Here is a 14,494-nt window from a genome sequence, read left to right as displayed (position 1 = left end):
GCTTCCCCATGCCATCCATCATACCGCCACTGGAACCCCACAAAGTCATTACCTGCATCCTGCCCAAAGGCCGGGCAATGCACCTGATGCAAGCCCTGACCAAAGAACGCGGCCTAACGGCAGTCGATGTGCATTACGCACGCGGCAACGGACGCCTGACCCCGCTACGCTATCGCGGCATCGGCGAAACCTCGGAAAAAGAAGTGCTGACCGTCGCCGTGCCTGCCACGCAAGCCGACGAGCTGTTTGAATACATCTATGAGTTCGCTGAAATCAACCAACCGCATGGCGGGCTGATGTACATGCACGCGTTACTGCAAGCCACCCGCCACGTCTTGCCTGATTTACCCGAAGAGCAGGATTAAGGCCGGGGTCAGGCGAAAATGCCTTCTACTTCCACCATCAAATCAGCGCGGCACACATCGCCTTGCAAGTAGAGCACTTCCACCGGACGTTGGCTGAGCGTAGTCGAAGCCAAATAATCCGTCAGTACCGCCTGAACCGGCGGCAAAATCGCCGGATCATGCAGGTAAACCTTCAATTGTGTCAACTCGCGCACCGCACCGACCGGCAAACCCAAGGTGGTATCGCCATGCCCCAGCAGCGCTTCCAGATTGCGTAAGGTTTCTTCCAGTTGCGCCACCGGGTTGCCGATGTGCAAGGTTTCATGCCCGACGATACTGGTCGTGCCGGAAATATACAGGTGCTTACCCTGCCCCCAATCTTTCACCGTCGCTCGCGAAAAAGCCGGGCTGACGGGGCCATACTGACGCGGATACAGGAATGCGCTGGTCTGGCGCGGATTTTCCAACTGCATCCCCGCACTTTTTGCAGCGATGAAATACAGTTGCAAGCCTGACTGTTGTGTACCAATCGCCGTCGCAGCGGGCGGGGCGTAATCGAAATTGCCCCACACATCCAGCGCATCCTGCCGACCCAAGCAAAACGTCTGGTAGCGGTTGAATTCGCCCTGTTGCGAGACGATGGCGGGGAAATAATTCCACATGCGCAACAAACACGGGTAGCCCGCGTGCTGCAACAATTCAAACACATGCTGGTAAGCCGTCTGGCTGGCAATGCGGAAATCGGGGAAATCCGCTTCTTCCAGCAACAAATGCCCAAACAGCACTGTGCCGTTTTCGCTGTAAGTAATACTGGCGTGCTTGCCGTAGCGGACAGGTGTAGAGCTAAGCCAGCGTTCCGTGCGGGAAGTACCTGCCAGCAAGGGCAAACCGACGCTAAAGATGGGGCGTTGCGCATCCAGAATCGCCGCTTTCTCAGCGAAACCGATAGCTGCCAGCACGTTCTGCCCCTGACCTGCTGCGATGACATCAGCGTCCGGCAACATCGTGACAGTAAAAGGTGGCAAGTTGTGGTGTGGTGTTGCGTCGTTCAAATTAAATGATTAACAATCAATAGGGTTTTAAATTTCAATGACTTACACTGATAGGCATGAAGCAAGTGAAAACCTCGGAAAGCACGGGATTACTGGGGTTGGCATTATACACGCCGTCTCATGTTGCGCAATGTTGCCCTACCCTAGCCCAGCAATTCTCATTTTACCACCCACTGCTCAATCTCATCCGCTTGATGCCGCCGCTCTAAGCCGACGAGCATAAAATCCAGCAGAGCCGTCCAACTTTTGAAGCACAAAAAGGTCGTGAGCGTATTGATGTCATCGAACAAGCGTTCGCGTGACCCCATTTTCTGAAGTAAAGTTCGGAAACGCTCATCCATCAAGTCAATCACGGTATGGACGAGATAAGCCAATAACACTAATGCGGCCAACAAGTTGGCGAGGTGTTGCTGCCCATGCCCGAAGTTGTGTTCAAAGTGGTAGCCTTTGGTTTTCAGGGTGTTGTTGTTTTCGTTCTCAATCTTCCAGCGACACCTCCCAGCCTTCACAAGATCGACGACCTTGCCGGTGGTGATAGGGTGAGAGGTGGCGAAATCTTTATGGTATAAGCACTTACCATCATCACGCACACTCGTGAGACTGAACCAGTTGACACGCAGGGCATCGTCCCCATCACGTAAGGGCATCTGCGTCGCAAAACGGTAGGTATCCGTGACAGAATGCTTTCCCATCCGCCGCTGTACAAGATGGGTGCGTATCGCGCCGATTTTCTCTAGCCCTTCCAACTCTTCATATAAGGTCGTGTGGGACGTGGGTTTGCAGTTGAAAATGAACTGTGCGCCAGCGTCCAGGACTGCTTGGCAAAAGGGCTGGTGACAATACAAATCATCCCCCAGAAACGTGATGCCCAGCGGGATGTAATCCGCGCCCCACTGAGCCAGCCAGCGTTTAGCGGCGTTGATTTCACAATCTTGCTTGGTTTGCCCATCTTGGCGGCTGATGAACTCTGGCGGTAACGGGATCACCTGCGGTTTATCGGGTGCTGTTAAAATCGGGGTCAGCACTTGGTGTGAGTAGGTGACTGTCCCGTTGTGATGCGTCTTCGTCAAACACTGCTCACAATGGATGTGGGATGACGAAAAATGCTGTGTCCCATCCAGTGCCAACAAATAACCGTAGTCATGCACCCGCCACTTATCCAAATAACCATTCTGTTGCAACCCATTGAAAAGATAACGGTAAGCAGGCGCAACGGCTGACGGCGGCACGCTATCCAGCAAATGGCGAATTTGATTGTCGCAGGGAATGGCATGAACACCGAACAACGTCTGTGCATTACTCCGCTCTTGGTTCTCCACCATGCGCCGCTGGTATTCCAGAAAGGACGCACACTGCATGAAAAACACCGAAAAAGCACTCAAACCCGTATCCTCCAAGGTATAGCGGGTATTATTGCCGGGTTTGCGGCAGTCGGGGAAGGCGCGGAATGTATCGCGCAATTGCTCCACGATACCCGCAAAAGTGAGCGGTGCGGTTAGCGCAGCAGCAGTAACGGTTGGGTAGCTCATCGACTTCACCTCCCGGAACAGATCTCAATGGGATAGGTTTAGTTTACGCCATTTTATTGGGTGAGGGGCAAAATGAGAATTGCTGACCCTAGCCAGGACGTTAGAACGGTTTGACATCCGCTTGCCTGCCAGCACTAAAAACATGCTGGCAAAAGCCGCAGAAATCAACGGTAGTACGCTAACAGCCTTGGTGCTAGGTGCTGCGCTGGATGAACCAGCCTGCATCCAAGACGCTTTTAGCCATCGTGGTTTTTGCGAGGCCAGCACTGCTGACGTTGCCAACGAATATGACACCGTGCTGTTGCACCAGTGCGGTGGTGAATTTGTGGGTGTCGTTCTTGCGTTGATGTTTGATCTTGGCATGAATAGCCTTGACGCGCCGTTTTTGATGGGCGCGTTGGGCTTTGCCGAGTTTCACCTCAAGGTTGCGGTAACGCTGCTGGCGTTCCAGCACCGTGCCATCGCTACAGGTGGCCGTGGTTTTTAAGCCAAGGTCAATACCAATCGCGGTTTGGCTTTCATGGGTGGCGACCTCAACTTGCACCACCACATTGAAATACCAACGACCCCGCGCATCTTCGGAAAAAGAACCGGAACGGAAGGCGTATTGTGACAAACCGTGACTGTCCCACACCTTGAAAAAATGCTTGTTATAGCGAACTTGTCCTTCCTTCCAAACCGCCGCACCCGACTTGAAGGGAATCCAGCCCAGCGAACGTTGGGAGCCACCGGAAATCCGCCAGCGCAATTTGTCTTTTTTGAACTGTTTTCGGGCTTTCGCGTGGGCTTCAGTGACTTCTTGCACGGTTTGCGAATGCAGGGTGAAGCCGCGCTCTTTTTTGTACGCTGCCTGCTGTTTGGCTAAGTCGAAGGCGGTGATGTTACTGCGCACCCAACCTACCCCGGGAATGGGAATGTTGCTGTATTCTGCCGTGTAAGCATTGGCGAAATTCCACACCTGATTGCACTCAAACGCCCACTGACGCAACACCGGCGCGTGTTTGTCACGGATGCGGACTTGGAGCGTTTTCAAGGTGGTTGTGGCTGGATTCATGGGGTAGAGTGTAGCGGTATTATGTCAAAAAACTACTGGATGAACGATACTTCATCAGAGAAAGCCGAAGACGCTTATATCCTCGCCCTGAAGGACGAGGTTTTACGCGATTACTGATAAGCAGATGCAGGAAGCGGAACGGCTGGATACAGTGATCCGCAAGAATCTGGCGGTGTTGGGCTATGGGGAATAATCGCCTGCTTTTGTGCTATGTTTGAGGCTAACACAACCACACGGGGAACCGGAAAAATGAGTGCAGCAGAACAGTTACAGGAACGCTACACCTACGCCGATTACGCAAAATGGCCAGAAGGTGAACATTGGGAGCTAATTGACGGCGTGGCGTATGCAATGGCTGCACCGTCACGGCAACATCAGGATGTGGTATTGGAATTAGGTTCGCAAATTTTGCAACATTTACGCGGTAAACCTTGTCGCCCTTATGTTGCCCCGTTTGATGTCCGTCTGCCACGCCAACAGGAAGCCGACGACAAAGTGGATACCACCGTCCAACCTGATATTGCGGTCATCTGTGACCGTAGCAAACTGGATGATAAAGGCTGTCGCGGTGCGCCGGACTGGATCATTGAAGTCGTTTCGCCCTCCTCCGCCATTATGGACATGGAAAAAAAGCGCAAGCTTTACGAACGGCATGGGGTCAAAGCATACTGGATTGTTCACCCAACTGACCGCTGGCTGATGGTGTATACCTTGGGCGAAGACGGCAAATACGGGCAATTCCAACTGTTTGGGCTGGATGAACCGGCGACCGTTGGCTTATTCCCAGAACTGAGTATTGACTGGGCGTTTTTGAATGATGACCAAGGTTAATATCGCAAGGGAGCAAGAAAGACATCAAGGCCGAACTAAAAGTCGATCTGATTATGCTGCTAGCGGAATACGGCTATCCATCCGTTGACCGGGATGAAATTTACAAGGAAATTTTTTCGCAGGCGGAGAACATCAAGAAGTACAGGGGTTAGAGAAAGTTGGACTCCCTGATGGACTCCACAACGGCAAAAAGTAGCGAAAACAAAAAAGGGCTGCACCTGAATGGATGCAACCCCTTAAATGTATTGGCTCCCCGAGACGGACTCGAACCGCCGACCCAATGATTAACAGTCATTTGCTCTACCGACTGAGCTATCGGGGAACTGTTGAAGGCGCGTATTCTGCTAAATTCCATTGGCGAGGTCAAGCTATTTTTTCAAGTGATTCACGTAATAATGCAATTCCAGCATTTTTCTTATGCGCATTCTCGCTAATCAGCCGTCGGAAGGCGCGGGCGCCGGGCATTCCCTGAAACAAACCGAGGATATGGCGGCTCATATGGTTCAGCGCCACCCCCGCCGTCTGCTGCGCTTGCACATAATCCAGAAATGCCTCAAATGCCGCTTTACGTTCCAGAAACGGCGCATCCACCCCATAAATCAGCGGGTCAACCTGCGCCAGTAACCACGGGTTATGGTAAGCCTCGCGCCCCACCATCACCCCGTCGACGTGTTGCAAATGCTGCTGGCATTGTTCCAGCGTGGTAATGCCGCCGTTGATAATGATTTCAAGCTGCGGGAATTCCTGCTTGATCTGATAAACCAGGTCATAGCGCAACGGCGGAAGGTCGCGGTTCTCTTTCGGGCTAAGCCCTTTCAACCACGCTTTGCGGGCATGGATGATGAAGGTCTCACAACCCGCCTGCGATACCGTGCTGATGAATGCGAGCAAACCAGCGTAGTCATCCTGATCATCAATGCCGATACGGTTTTTTACGGTGACAGGAATGTTCACGGCGGCCTGCATCGCGGCAACACAGTCAGCGATGAGTTGCGGCTCTGCCATCAGGCACGCACCAAACGCGCCTTTTTGCACCCGTTCGCTGGGACAACCGACATTGATGTTCACTTCGTCGTAACCGTAACGTTCCGCCAAACGGGCGCATTCCGCCATTTCCGGCGGCTCACTACCGCCCAACTGTAAAGCGACGGGGTGTTCTTCCTGATTGAAACGCAGATGGCGTTCAGGGTCGCCGTGCAATAATGCGCCTGTTGTCACCATTTCGGTGTACAAAACTGCTTCTTTTGTCAGCAACCTGTGAAAATAACGGCAATGACGGTCAGTCCAATCCAACATCGGCGCTACGGTAAATTTCCTGTTCAGCTTAGTCATATAATATTCTTATCTTGAAGTAATCCACATTATTTCGCTTAAAAAACAATCTCAAAAAATAAACAGCACATCAGTAGGGGGCTTTTATGTTGGATACAGAAATCGTTATGTACTTTATGGCTGGGCTAGCCATTATCGGGATTCCATCCTTCCTTTTCTACCGCATCGGTCTGGATATTGGGGTAAATAAAGGCATCCGCCGTCAATTGGTGCGCGAACTGATGGCAAATGGCATTCTCGAAGAAGCCGATATGAGCATTCGGGGGACGCGACGCAACTGACTCAGCGGCAAGCCGCAAGGCGATGCTTCGGCTGCACTCAGCAACCAAGAGAGCAGCACTTCGACTATGCTCAGTGACCGGGATGAATTAATGCTGGCAGAGGGGGCAGAACCAAGTGGAACGCTGCCCTTGAGTGATCTGGACAATCGGATTTTGGCAGACCGCGCACGCCTGCCCAGTTCGATCGTAAACCTTCAGCTCAAGCTGGAAATACCCCGGCGTCCCATCTTCCCGTACAAAATCGCGCAAGGTTGTTCCCCCGCATTCAATGGCATAGGCCAAAATCTGGCGGATAGCTTGCACCAGTTGAAGGTAACGTTCGCGGGATACGCTCCCCGCCGCACAGCGTGGGTCTATCCCGGCTAGAAACAGCGCTTCGTTGGCGTAGATATTACCTACGCCAACGACAATATGCGCATTCATAATGAATACCTTCACACTGACCGTGCGGTTGCGGGATTGCGCAAACAGGTAATCACCATCAAAACCATCACTCAGCGGTTCCGGCCCCAAATCACATAGCAAGGGATGCTGCAACGGATCACCTTGCACCCACAGGAACGCCCCAAACCGTCGCGGGTCGTGGTAACGCACCGCCTTACCGCTTGCCAGCACCAAATCGAAATGGTCATGTTTACGCGGCTCTAAATCTACCTCCACAATCCGCAAACTGCCAGACATTCCCAAATGGATCAGCCCGACACCGGCATCGGTATGCAGCAGAATGTATTTGCCGCGCCGGGTCAACTCATGCACCACCTGCCCTTCCAGCGCGGTAATCGTGTCCGGCACAGGCCAGCGCAATTTAGGCTGGCGAATATTGACCTTGGCAACAGTGTGCCCCTTCAACCACGGCTCGATTCCCCGGCGGGTGGTTTCCACTTCTGGCAATTCAGGCATCGTGCATCCTTTCTATAGTCAAGCTCATGGGGGCTATGTTATACCTTCTGCCTCTAACACGGAGGATCACCTTGACTTCCTCCCCTCCCTAAAGGAAGGGGATTCCTAATTCATCGAGAACAGGACAACGACACCGAAATGCCATCACCACTAACATTCTCTCCAAAGGCTAGCACCGCCAGTCCGGCGGCTAAAATGTTACGTGCTGCATTCACGTCACGGTCGTGGGTTGCGCCACATTCCAGGCATTCCCAAGACCGCACGTCCAGCGGCATGTTTGCTTTCACGAACCCGCAGCCGTTACAGCGTTTGCTGGAAGGAAAGAAACGGTCGATCTCGACATACGTCCTGCCTGCCCAGTGGGCTTTGTACGCCAGTTGGCGGGTAAATTCCCCCCAACTTGCATCCGCAATGTGCTTGGCCAGTGTCGGGTTCTTAATCATGTTCTTCACGGCGAGGTTTTCAGCGCAAACGACTTGGTTCTCGTTAATCAGTTTGCGGGACAGCTTGTGCAAGTTGTCCGACCGGCAATCGGAAATCTTCGCGTGAACACGGGCAACGTTGCGTTTAGCTTTCAGCCGATTCTTGCTGCCGAATTTCTTCTTGGCAAGACGGCGTTGGTACTTCGCCAGTTTAGCCGCGTGTTGGGCGGTATGGCGGGGATTGCCGGACTTAAAACCGTCAGAGGTGACGAACAAATCCTTGATGCCCACGTCAATGCCAGCCTTTTTGTCGGTGACGGGCAACAGCGTGGGTTCAAATTCACACAAGCAAGACACGAAATAGCGTCCGGCCTGATCTTTGGACACGGTGACAGTGGTCGGGGCAGCAGGAAGTGGCTGGCTCCATCGAATGTCCAGCGGCGCAGCGCACTTCGCCAGCTTCAACTCACCGTTGCGGAATGTAAAAGCACGGTAAGTAAATTCTGCCGACTGTCGGTGCTTTTTGGATTTGAAGACAGGGTATTTTGCCCGGCCCTCAAAAAAGTTCTTGAACGCGGTTTGTTGGTTCCGCAAGCATTGTTGCAGCGGAACACTGGAAACGTCGTTCAGAAAAAGCCGTTCGGGCTGCTTCTTGATGGCTGTCAACCGCGCATTAGCACCCAGATAACTGACCTTTTCCTGAGCCTGATCGTAAGCATCCGTGCGGTAACGCAAGATGCTGTTGTACACGTAACGCACACAACCAAACGTCTGCGCCAGCAATTTTTCTTGTTGCGGGTCTGGGTAAAACCGGAATTGGTAGGCGCGTTTTGCCAGCATAACTTACAGTATAGTTCATACCGTGTGATTTCTATGTGTTTAATCAAGATAGCTTAACCAAAAAGAGGAGCGAGAAGAGGGTCGGCTAACGCCGACGCGCTATCCCTCCCCGCCCTGAAGGACGGGGTATCTCGCGCAAGATGGATGAAAAAAGAAACCCTATCTCTTCACGCTGGCTACACGACCGACCCGACCACCAAATCGGTTGTCGTGCCTATCTATCAGACCGTGGCCTACGAATTTGATGATGCCCAGCACGGTGCTGATTTGTTCAATCTGGCCGTGCCCGGCAATATCTACACGCGCCTGATGAACCCCACCAATGACGTACTGGAACAGCGCGTGGCAGCACTCGAAGGCGGTATCGCAGGGCTGGTGGTTAGCTCCGGCATGTCCGCTATCCATTACGCCATTATCAATATTGCGGAAGTGGGCGATAACATCATCGCCACCCCGCAATTGTACGGCGGCACTTACACCCTGTTTGCGCACATGCTCCCCAAATTGGGCATTGAAGTGCGCTTTGCTGAAAATGACAGTGCGGAAGCCATCGAAAAGCTGATCGACGCCAAAACCAAGGCTGTTTTCTGCGAAACCATCGGCAACCCGGCGGGCAATATCGTCGACATTGAAGCGATTGCCACTGCCGCCCACAAACATGGCGTCGCGGTCATCGTGGACAACACCGTTGCTACCCCCATCCTGTGTACCCCGATTGATTACGGTGCGGACATTGTGGTGCACGCCCTGACCAAATACATCGGCGGGCACGGCAATTCACTGGGCGGCATCATTGTGGATTCTGGCAAATTCCCGTGGACGGAAAACAAAGAGCGCTACGCAGCCATCAACAGCCCAGAACCTTCCTATCACGGTGTGGTGTATACCGAAGCCTTTGGAGCGGCGGCCTACATCGGGCGGGCGCGTACCGTGCCTTTGCGCAACACGGGTTCGGCACTATCACCGTTCAATGCATTCCTGATCCTGCAAGGGCTGGAAACGCTGGCCTTGCGCATGGAACGCCATTGCGACAACGCCATTGCGGTTGCCCATTACCTGAAAGATCATCCCAAAGTTGAGTGGGTGAATTTTGCGGCGCTGGCAGATGACCCGTATCATGCTTTAGCGTTGAAATATTTCGACGGCAAACCTGCCTCGCTGATGACCTTCGGCATCAAAGGCGGCTTTGATGCTGGCGTGAAGTTCTACGACCAATTGCAGATCATCAAGCGCTTGGTGAACATCGGCGATGCGAAATCGCTGGCGTGCCACCCGGCTTCCACCACCCACCGCCAGTTGACCGAAGCCGAGCAATTGCGAGCGGGCGTCAGGCCGGAAAGCATCCGCCTGAGCGTTGGTATTGAACACATTGACGACATCATTGCTGACCTCGAACAGGCATTCGCAGTGGTTTGATGCCTGACTAACGAAAACTAACGATTTACCTTACCAACCAAGGAGATTTACATGGCAACGATTACCCTGCAAGGCAACCCGATTGAAACCGTCGGCGAACTGCCAGCCGTTGGCAGCAATGCCCCAGCCTTCACCCTGACCAAAACCGACCTGTCTGAAGTTAGCCTGCAAGACTTCGCGGGTAAAACCGTTATCCTCAACATTTACCCCAGTGTTGACACCGGCATCTGTGCGGCTTCCACCCGCAAGTTCAACGAAGTCGCCAGCAGCAACGCCAACGTTGTCGTACTGTGCATTTCTGCCGACCTGCCGTTTGCGCACAGCCGTTTCTGTGGCGCTGAAGGTCTGGAAAATGTGGTTTCCCTTTCCACCTTCCGCAACGCTGATTTTGGTGGTAACTACGGCGTTACTATCACTACTGGCCCCTTGGCTGGCCTGATGTCCCGCGCGGTCGTCATCGTCAAGGATGGCAAAGTAACTTACACAGAACAAGTGCCTGAAATTGCCCAAGAACCTGATTACGACGCGGCATTGGCAGCAGCGTAACAGCCGTTGTCGGACTAAAGTCCGACCTACACAATGATCTGTAGGTTGGGCTTCCGCTCAATGCTTAAGCATAAAAATCAATCATATACCAGCAAACCCATTCCCCCTTGACTACACTCAGTCTGATGCACTATCAGGAACTGATCATGAAAATCATACCCCACCTGTTGCTCACTCTCATGATGGGCGTGGGTAGCACAGCGGCTTTTGCTGCTGAATGTACCTCCTCGTTTTATTGCTACGGCAACACAGCTAACACTGTTGTTCGGGTAGCCACACGCCCACCACCGATTCCACCGCCTAACCAGCGGGTCGTCCAACAACGGCGGCAAGCACAGATTGCCATGCGCAATAGCACCCCCATCACCCCCCGCATTGCCAGACCAGCCGCTACACCTGCGCCACAAAGGGCTACTACACCCGCACCACCGCGAGTTACTCCACCACAGCGAGTGGTGGTTGCTGCGCCAGTGCCACAGCGGGCTACACCAGTGCCAGCACGTGCCGCACCCGTAGTCGCCAGACCTGCACCACGCGCCACTGTCCGGGTGGCTCCCCTTGCACAACCCAACCGGGTTGTTGGCAATTGCCAAACTTTCTTCAGTCAGGCGAGTGCACTAGAAAGTCAGGCGGTGGTCGCCTCCAAACAGAATAATCGGCAGCGCTCCGTCAGCTTGTTCAAGGAAGCCGCCAAACTTCGCAATAAGGCAGCAGGGATGAATTGCCGTTGAATCCGACATGAATCCTGTAACCCGTTCAAACACGCCAAAATTGCTGGTACACTCCACCTAAAGGAAACAACAGTTATTATCAACGCGCACTAGGAGAGGAACCATGCCACAACTTTTTTCGGCTGACTGGATGAACGAACTCAAGGATCTCTGGAACGGCGATCCTGAAGTCAAAGACAAACTGGCCGCTATCAACTTTAATTCCATCATCGCCTGTGGCCTGAAAGGTGAAGACAAGCCAATAGGTGTATTTGTGGTCGAAAACGGCGAATGTGTCCGTGCTGGCGATTACGCAGGCGAAACCCCGGATTGGGATATGCGAGCCGCCCGCAAAGACTGGCTGAAATGGACCAAAGAACCCATGGGTATGGTCGGTCTGGGAACCGCTTACACCTTCGGTAAACTGAAATTCCTGTCAGGTGATTACGGCGCAATGCTGAAGAACCCGGCGATGGCTGGCCCCTTCGTCAAATCTTTCGCCCTGATGGCTAAGATCGACACGCAATAACACCCTATATTTATGGAATAATTTGCGAAGAAAAGCCATCACTAGATGGCTTTTCTTTTATACCCGCTGAGGAGACATCACATGAACTTTATCCGTAATATCTTGGCCCTGATCGGCTTGGTCGCCATTGTTGGCGGCGCATTCGCTTACACTAAATTTGCCCCCATGATGAGCCAAATGGGTGACATGGACATCGGCGCTGAAAAAGCAGCACTCGACAGCTTCGACCCCAAAGCCAAAGAGGTTTACATGGATATGTGGAAAAAGCTGAAAGAAACCGGCAACTCGGCTGATGCTACCGTCGTTACCTACCCGGTAAAAGAGGGTGTCACCACCGAGCAAGTCGAAGCGGCCATGAAATTCAAAGCCAACGAACTGAATATCAAAGGTGTGGGCGAGTTGCCACTGTCTGAGCAGGTCAAATTGGAAACGGGCAAAGACCAACGCTTCCTCAAGATTTACCAGTTCTGCAACCCGCAAACAGCCATGCGTATGGTCGACTATAGCGATGCATTCTCCGCTTACCTGCCTTGCCGGATTTCCCTGATCCAAGACAAACAGGGCAAATTGAACCTGTACTCGCTCAATATGGACATGATGATCTACGGCGGTAAAACCCTGCCACCTGAATTGCTGGAAGAAGCCAAAGGCGTTCAGACCATTATTACATCCATCATGGAACAAGGTTCAACCGGGGAAGAATTCTAACTTCCAGACTGTTTTCAGGTTCGCCGGTTCTGATCCCGGCGAACCTGACCCTTACTCATCAGGCTGTTCGGGCTGACCAGAACCGAAAATCACCCCCAAGGTTATCAGCACCATACTCGCATACCATAACCAGAAGCCCGCCCCCAGACCGACAATATGCATCTTGATCTCATGCCCCGGAATATCGGTAAACCAGAAAGCATGACCGGCAACAATCACCCCCATCACCGCCAACAGCATCGCCCGGTTCGGGTAACGCGCCATCAGCAAGACACCGAGTAATTCCAGCAAATTCGCATACCACGCAAACTGGAACATCGCAAACCCTAGCCAACCGGTCGCACCGACCCAATAGCCCATCACGGCGCCTTGATCAGTATAAAAAGCAACTTGAGTGAGGGAAACCACCCACAACAACCCCCCGAAAAACAAGCTGAGGGCAGGCGCTGACAGCCAATCCAGTTTGATCATGTGTGACACTGTATGCATTCTGTGTTCCTAAAAGTATCTATGCCTGACAATCATATACTCAAATACACCGGTGGCGAAACGCTTGGTCAAAGGCTATACGCACCTCACCTTTACCACCTTCAATAACAGTGCATCGAAAGCACTTTTTTGGTGCTTAAGGATAAAATTGCACGCTCATAGTGACTTTTTCCCCAAAAAAACAGCTTCAAATCAAAAAACTACTTAACTATCCCCAATTTTGTGCATTCTACTCTAGTCATTGATTAACAAGTGGTTATGATTGTGCATCTTTTATTGGCTCAAGTCGTCGAGGTTACTTGGTATGGAGCAACTTGTTTCCGCGTTGGATACCCTGTTCGTATTAATGGGTGCTGTCATGGTGCTCGCCATGCACGCCGGTTTCGCCTTTCTGGAGGTCGGCACTGTCCGCCACAAAAATCAGGTCAATGCACTGGTTAAAATCATTGTGGACTTTGCAGTTTCCACCATCGCTTACTTCTTTATCGGTTACTACGTTGCCTATCAGGCTGGTTTCTTTGAAAGCGCCAGCATTCTGGCTGAAAAAAATGGTTATGAACTGGTCAAGTTCTTCTTCCTGCTGACCTTTGCTGCGGCGATTCCAGCGATTATTTCGGGTGGTATTGCGGAACGGGCAAAATTCTACCCACAACTGATTGCCACGTTCCTGATTGTCGCACTGATCTACCCCTTTTACGAAGGCATGATCTGGAACAACCTGTATGGCGTACAGGACTGGATCAAAGGCATGTTTGGCTACGCTTTCCACGACTTTGCCGGTTCTGTGGTGGTTCACGCGATGGGTGGCTGGTTAGCTTTAGGCGCAGTCATTCTGCTGGGGCATCGGCACGGACGTTACACCAAAGATGGCAAGCCGATGTCGGCACATCCGCCTTCCAGCATCCCCTTCCTCGCGATTGGTGCGTGGATTCTGGCTGTTGGCTGGTTTGGCTTTAACGTCATGTCAGCGCAAAAAATCGGTGGCATCAGCGGGCTGGTCGCCATCAACTCCTTGATGGCGATGGTTGGCGGTATTCTGGCTGCCCTGATTGCAGGCAAGAATGACCCCGGTTTCGTTCACAATGGCCCCTTGGCTGGCTTGGTGGCGGTATGCGCGGGTTCTGACTTGATGCATCCACTGGGCGCGTTATTTGTCGGCGGCGTAGCCGGTGCCTTGTTCGTCTGGGCATTTACTCTGGCGCAAAACAAGCTGAAAGTGGATGACGTGCTGGGTGTCTGGCCTTTGCATGGCATCTGTGGCGCATGGGGCGGTATCGCAGCGGGCATCTTTGGGCTGGAAGCCTTGGGTGGTATCGGCGGCGTTAGTTTCTGGGCACAAGTGACCGGCACGCTGATCGGGATTAGCATCGCCACCGTGGGTGGTTTTGTGGTTTACGGCATTCTCAAGGTGACGTTGGGCATCCGCCTCTCGCAGGAAGAGGAATATAACGGCGCTGACCTGAGTATTCACAGAATCAAAGCCAACCCGGATACCTAAAGATTATGCACAT

17 protein-coding genes and 1 tRNA gene are annotated in these 14,494 nt (G+C 52.7%); 10 read left to right on the top strand and 8 right to left on the bottom strand.

All coding sequences use genetic code 11. The features are described from left to right. Positions 1 to 8 precede the first annotated feature (8 nt). On the top strand, positions 9 to 365 hold the full coding sequence (locus tag J9253_RS19330; protein WP_210222468.1) for a hypothetical protein: 357 nt from the start codon (positions 9 to 11) through the stop codon (positions 363 to 365). A gap of 8 nt (positions 366 to 373) precedes the next feature. Here the strand turns inward: J9253_RS19330 and J9253_RS19325 are convergent, their stop codons facing one another. The 3 genes from J9253_RS19325 to J9253_RS21065 form a co-directional block, all read right to left on the bottom strand. Then, positions 374 to 1,396, bottom strand: coding sequence for a chorismate transformation enzyme, FkbO/Hyg5 family (locus J9253_RS19325; RefSeq protein ID WP_210222467.1), 1,023 nt, complete (start codon positions 1,394 to 1,396; stop codon positions 374 to 376). Between the two features lie 158 nt (positions 1,397 to 1,554). After that, positions 1,555 to 2,925, bottom strand: a complete 1,371-nt coding sequence (locus J9253_RS19320; protein ID WP_210222466.1) for an ISNCY family transposase — start codon at positions 2,923 to 2,925, stop codon at positions 1,555 to 1,557. Between the two features lie 193 nt (positions 2,926 to 3,118). Then, positions 3,119 to 3,979: an RNA-guided endonuclease InsQ/TnpB family protein gene (locus J9253_RS21065; RefSeq protein WP_266097358.1), complete on the bottom strand. Its 861-nt coding sequence runs from the start codon at positions 3,977 to 3,979 to the stop codon at positions 3,119 to 3,121. Between the two features lie 249 nt (positions 3,980 to 4,228). Here J9253_RS21065 and J9253_RS19305 point away from each other — a divergent pair, with 249 nt between their 5' ends. Both J9253_RS19305 and J9253_RS21395 read left to right on the top strand, forming a co-directional pair. Further along, the gene (locus J9253_RS19305) at positions 4,229 to 4,810 is read left to right on the top strand and encodes a Uma2 family endonuclease (protein WP_210222464.1); all 582 of its coding nucleotides are present in this window, start codon (positions 4,229 to 4,231) and stop codon (positions 4,808 to 4,810) included. Beyond that, complete coding sequence (locus tag J9253_RS21395) at positions 4,810 to 4,962, top strand: type I restriction enzyme endonuclease domain-containing protein (RefSeq protein ID WP_456121903.1); 153 nt, start codon at positions 4,810 to 4,812, stop codon at positions 4,960 to 4,962. Before J9253_RS19305 ends, J9253_RS21395 begins: the two co-directional genes overlap by 1 nt. A 94-nt stretch (positions 4,963 to 5,056) precedes the next feature. Here J9253_RS21395 and J9253_RS19295 read toward each other — a convergent pair. Next, a tRNA-Asn gene (locus tag J9253_RS19295) sits at positions 5,057 to 5,132 on the bottom strand. A 41-nt stretch (positions 5,133 to 5,173) separates the two neighbouring features. Next, a complete protein-coding gene (gene dusA, locus J9253_RS19290) occupies positions 5,174 to 6,142 on the bottom strand; it encodes a tRNA dihydrouridine(20/20a) synthase DusA (protein WP_210222463.1) in 969 nt (322 codons plus the stop codon). Positions 6,143 to 6,228: 86 nt separating this feature from the next. Here dusA and J9253_RS19285 point away from each other — a divergent pair, with 86 nt between their 5' ends. Beyond that, positions 6,229 to 6,423, top strand: coding sequence for a hypothetical protein (locus J9253_RS19285; RefSeq protein WP_210222462.1), 195 nt, complete (start codon positions 6,229 to 6,231; stop codon positions 6,421 to 6,423). Positions 6,424 to 6,510: 87 nt separating this feature from the next. Here the strand turns inward: J9253_RS19285 and mutM are convergent, their stop codons facing one another. Together mutM and J9253_RS19275 are read right to left on the bottom strand one after the other, a co-directional pair. Next, positions 6,511 to 7,323, bottom strand: a complete 813-nt coding sequence (gene mutM, locus J9253_RS19280) for a bifunctional DNA-formamidopyrimidine glycosylase/DNA-(apurinic or apyrimidinic site) lyase (RefSeq protein ID WP_210222461.1) — start codon at positions 7,321 to 7,323, stop codon at positions 6,511 to 6,513. Between the two features lie 110 nt (positions 7,324 to 7,433). After that, a complete protein-coding gene (locus J9253_RS19275) occupies positions 7,434 to 8,585 on the bottom strand; it encodes an RNA-guided endonuclease InsQ/TnpB family protein (protein WP_210222460.1) in 1,152 nt (383 codons plus the stop codon). A gap of 144 nt (positions 8,586 to 8,729) precedes the next feature. Here J9253_RS19275 and J9253_RS19270 point away from each other — a divergent pair, with 144 nt between their 5' ends. From J9253_RS19270 to J9253_RS19250, 5 genes are all read left to right on the top strand, one after another. Continuing rightward, positions 8,730 to 10,001 carry an O-acetylhomoserine aminocarboxypropyltransferase/cysteine synthase family protein gene (locus J9253_RS19270; RefSeq protein WP_210222459.1) on the top strand — a complete coding sequence of 424 codons (1,272 nt, stop codon included), beginning with the start codon at positions 8,730 to 8,732 and terminating at the stop codon, positions 9,999 to 10,001. Positions 10,002 to 10,052: 51 nt separating this feature from the next. Further along, positions 10,053 to 10,547 carry a thiol peroxidase gene (tpx, locus tag J9253_RS19265; RefSeq protein WP_210222458.1) on the top strand — a complete coding sequence of 165 codons (495 nt, stop codon included), beginning with the start codon at positions 10,053 to 10,055 and terminating at the stop codon, positions 10,545 to 10,547. Between the two features lie 146 nt (positions 10,548 to 10,693). Beyond that, a complete protein-coding gene (locus J9253_RS19260) occupies positions 10,694 to 11,278 on the top strand; it encodes a hypothetical protein (protein ID WP_210222457.1) in 585 nt (194 codons plus the stop codon). A 103-nt stretch (positions 11,279 to 11,381) separates the two neighbouring features. Beyond that, a complete protein-coding gene (locus J9253_RS19255) occupies positions 11,382 to 11,786 on the top strand; it encodes an SCP2 sterol-binding domain-containing protein (protein ID WP_210222456.1) in 405 nt (134 codons plus the stop codon). Positions 11,787 to 11,867: 81 nt separating this feature from the next. Then, the gene (locus tag J9253_RS19250) at positions 11,868 to 12,494 is read left to right on the top strand and encodes a DUF302 domain-containing protein (protein WP_210222455.1); all 627 of its coding nucleotides are present in this window, start codon (positions 11,868 to 11,870) and stop codon (positions 12,492 to 12,494) included. Between the two features lie 51 nt (positions 12,495 to 12,545). On the opposite strand, the gene J9253_RS19245 is transcribed toward J9253_RS19250, so the two are convergent. Continuing rightward, on the bottom strand, positions 12,546 to 12,983 hold the full coding sequence (locus J9253_RS19245; protein WP_210222454.1) for a hypothetical protein: 438 nt from the start codon (positions 12,981 to 12,983) through the stop codon (positions 12,546 to 12,548). Between the two features lie 304 nt (positions 12,984 to 13,287). On the opposite strand from J9253_RS19245, the gene J9253_RS19240 reads away from it, so the two are divergent. Next, positions 13,288 to 14,481 carry an ammonium transporter gene (locus tag J9253_RS19240; RefSeq protein WP_210222453.1) on the top strand — a complete coding sequence of 398 codons (1,194 nt, stop codon included), beginning with the start codon at positions 13,288 to 13,290 and terminating at the stop codon, positions 14,479 to 14,481. Positions 14,482 to 14,494 lie beyond the last annotated feature (13 nt).

This window comes from Thiothrix litoralis, from assembly GCF_017901135.1.
Lineage (GTDB): Bacteria > Pseudomonadota > Gammaproteobacteria > Thiotrichales > Thiotrichaceae > Thiothrix > Thiothrix litoralis.
This window is presented reverse-complemented; position numbering and strand designations above follow the sequence as displayed.

Excerpts from the sequence above, each read along its gene's own strand:
- J9253_RS19330 (WP_210222468.1), top strand. The coding sequence starts at position 9 with ATGCCATCCATCATACCGCCACTGGAACCCCACAAAGTCATTACCTGC.
- J9253_RS19320 (WP_210222466.1), bottom strand. The coding sequence starts at position 2,925 with ATGAGCTACCCAACCGTTACTGCTGCTGCGCTAACCGCACCGCTCACT.
- J9253_RS21065 (WP_266097358.1), bottom strand. The coding sequence starts at position 3,979 with ATGAATCCAGCCACAACCACCTTGAAAACGCTCCAAGTCCGCATCCGT.
- J9253_RS19305 (WP_210222464.1), top strand. The coding sequence starts at position 4,229 with ATGAGTGCAGCAGAACAGTTACAGGAACGCTACACCTACGCCGATTAC.
- dusA (WP_210222463.1), bottom strand. The coding sequence starts at position 6,142 with ATGACTAAGCTGAACAGGAAATTTACCGTAGCGCCGATGTTGGATTGG.
- J9253_RS19285 (WP_210222462.1), top strand. The coding sequence starts at position 6,229 with ATGTTGGATACAGAAATCGTTATGTACTTTATGGCTGGGCTAGCCATT.
- mutM (WP_210222461.1), bottom strand. The coding sequence starts at position 7,323 with ATGCCTGAATTGCCAGAAGTGGAAACCACCCGCCGGGGAATCGAGCCG.
- J9253_RS19275 (WP_210222460.1), bottom strand. The coding sequence starts at position 8,585 with ATGCTGGCAAAACGCGCCTACCAATTCCGGTTTTACCCAGACCCGCAA.
- J9253_RS19270 (WP_210222459.1), top strand. The coding sequence starts at position 8,730 with ATGAAAAAAGAAACCCTATCTCTTCACGCTGGCTACACGACCGACCCG.
- tpx (WP_210222458.1), top strand. The coding sequence starts at position 10,053 with ATGGCAACGATTACCCTGCAAGGCAACCCGATTGAAACCGTCGGCGAA.
- J9253_RS19260 (WP_210222457.1), top strand. The coding sequence starts at position 10,694 with ATGAAAATCATACCCCACCTGTTGCTCACTCTCATGATGGGCGTGGGT.
- J9253_RS19255 (WP_210222456.1), top strand. The coding sequence starts at position 11,382 with ATGCCACAACTTTTTTCGGCTGACTGGATGAACGAACTCAAGGATCTC.
- J9253_RS19250 (WP_210222455.1), top strand. The coding sequence starts at position 11,868 with ATGAACTTTATCCGTAATATCTTGGCCCTGATCGGCTTGGTCGCCATT.
- J9253_RS19245 (WP_210222454.1), bottom strand. The coding sequence starts at position 12,983 with ATGCATACAGTGTCACACATGATCAAACTGGATTGGCTGTCAGCGCCT.
- J9253_RS19240 (WP_210222453.1), top strand. The coding sequence starts at position 13,288 with ATGGAGCAACTTGTTTCCGCGTTGGATACCCTGTTCGTATTAATGGGT.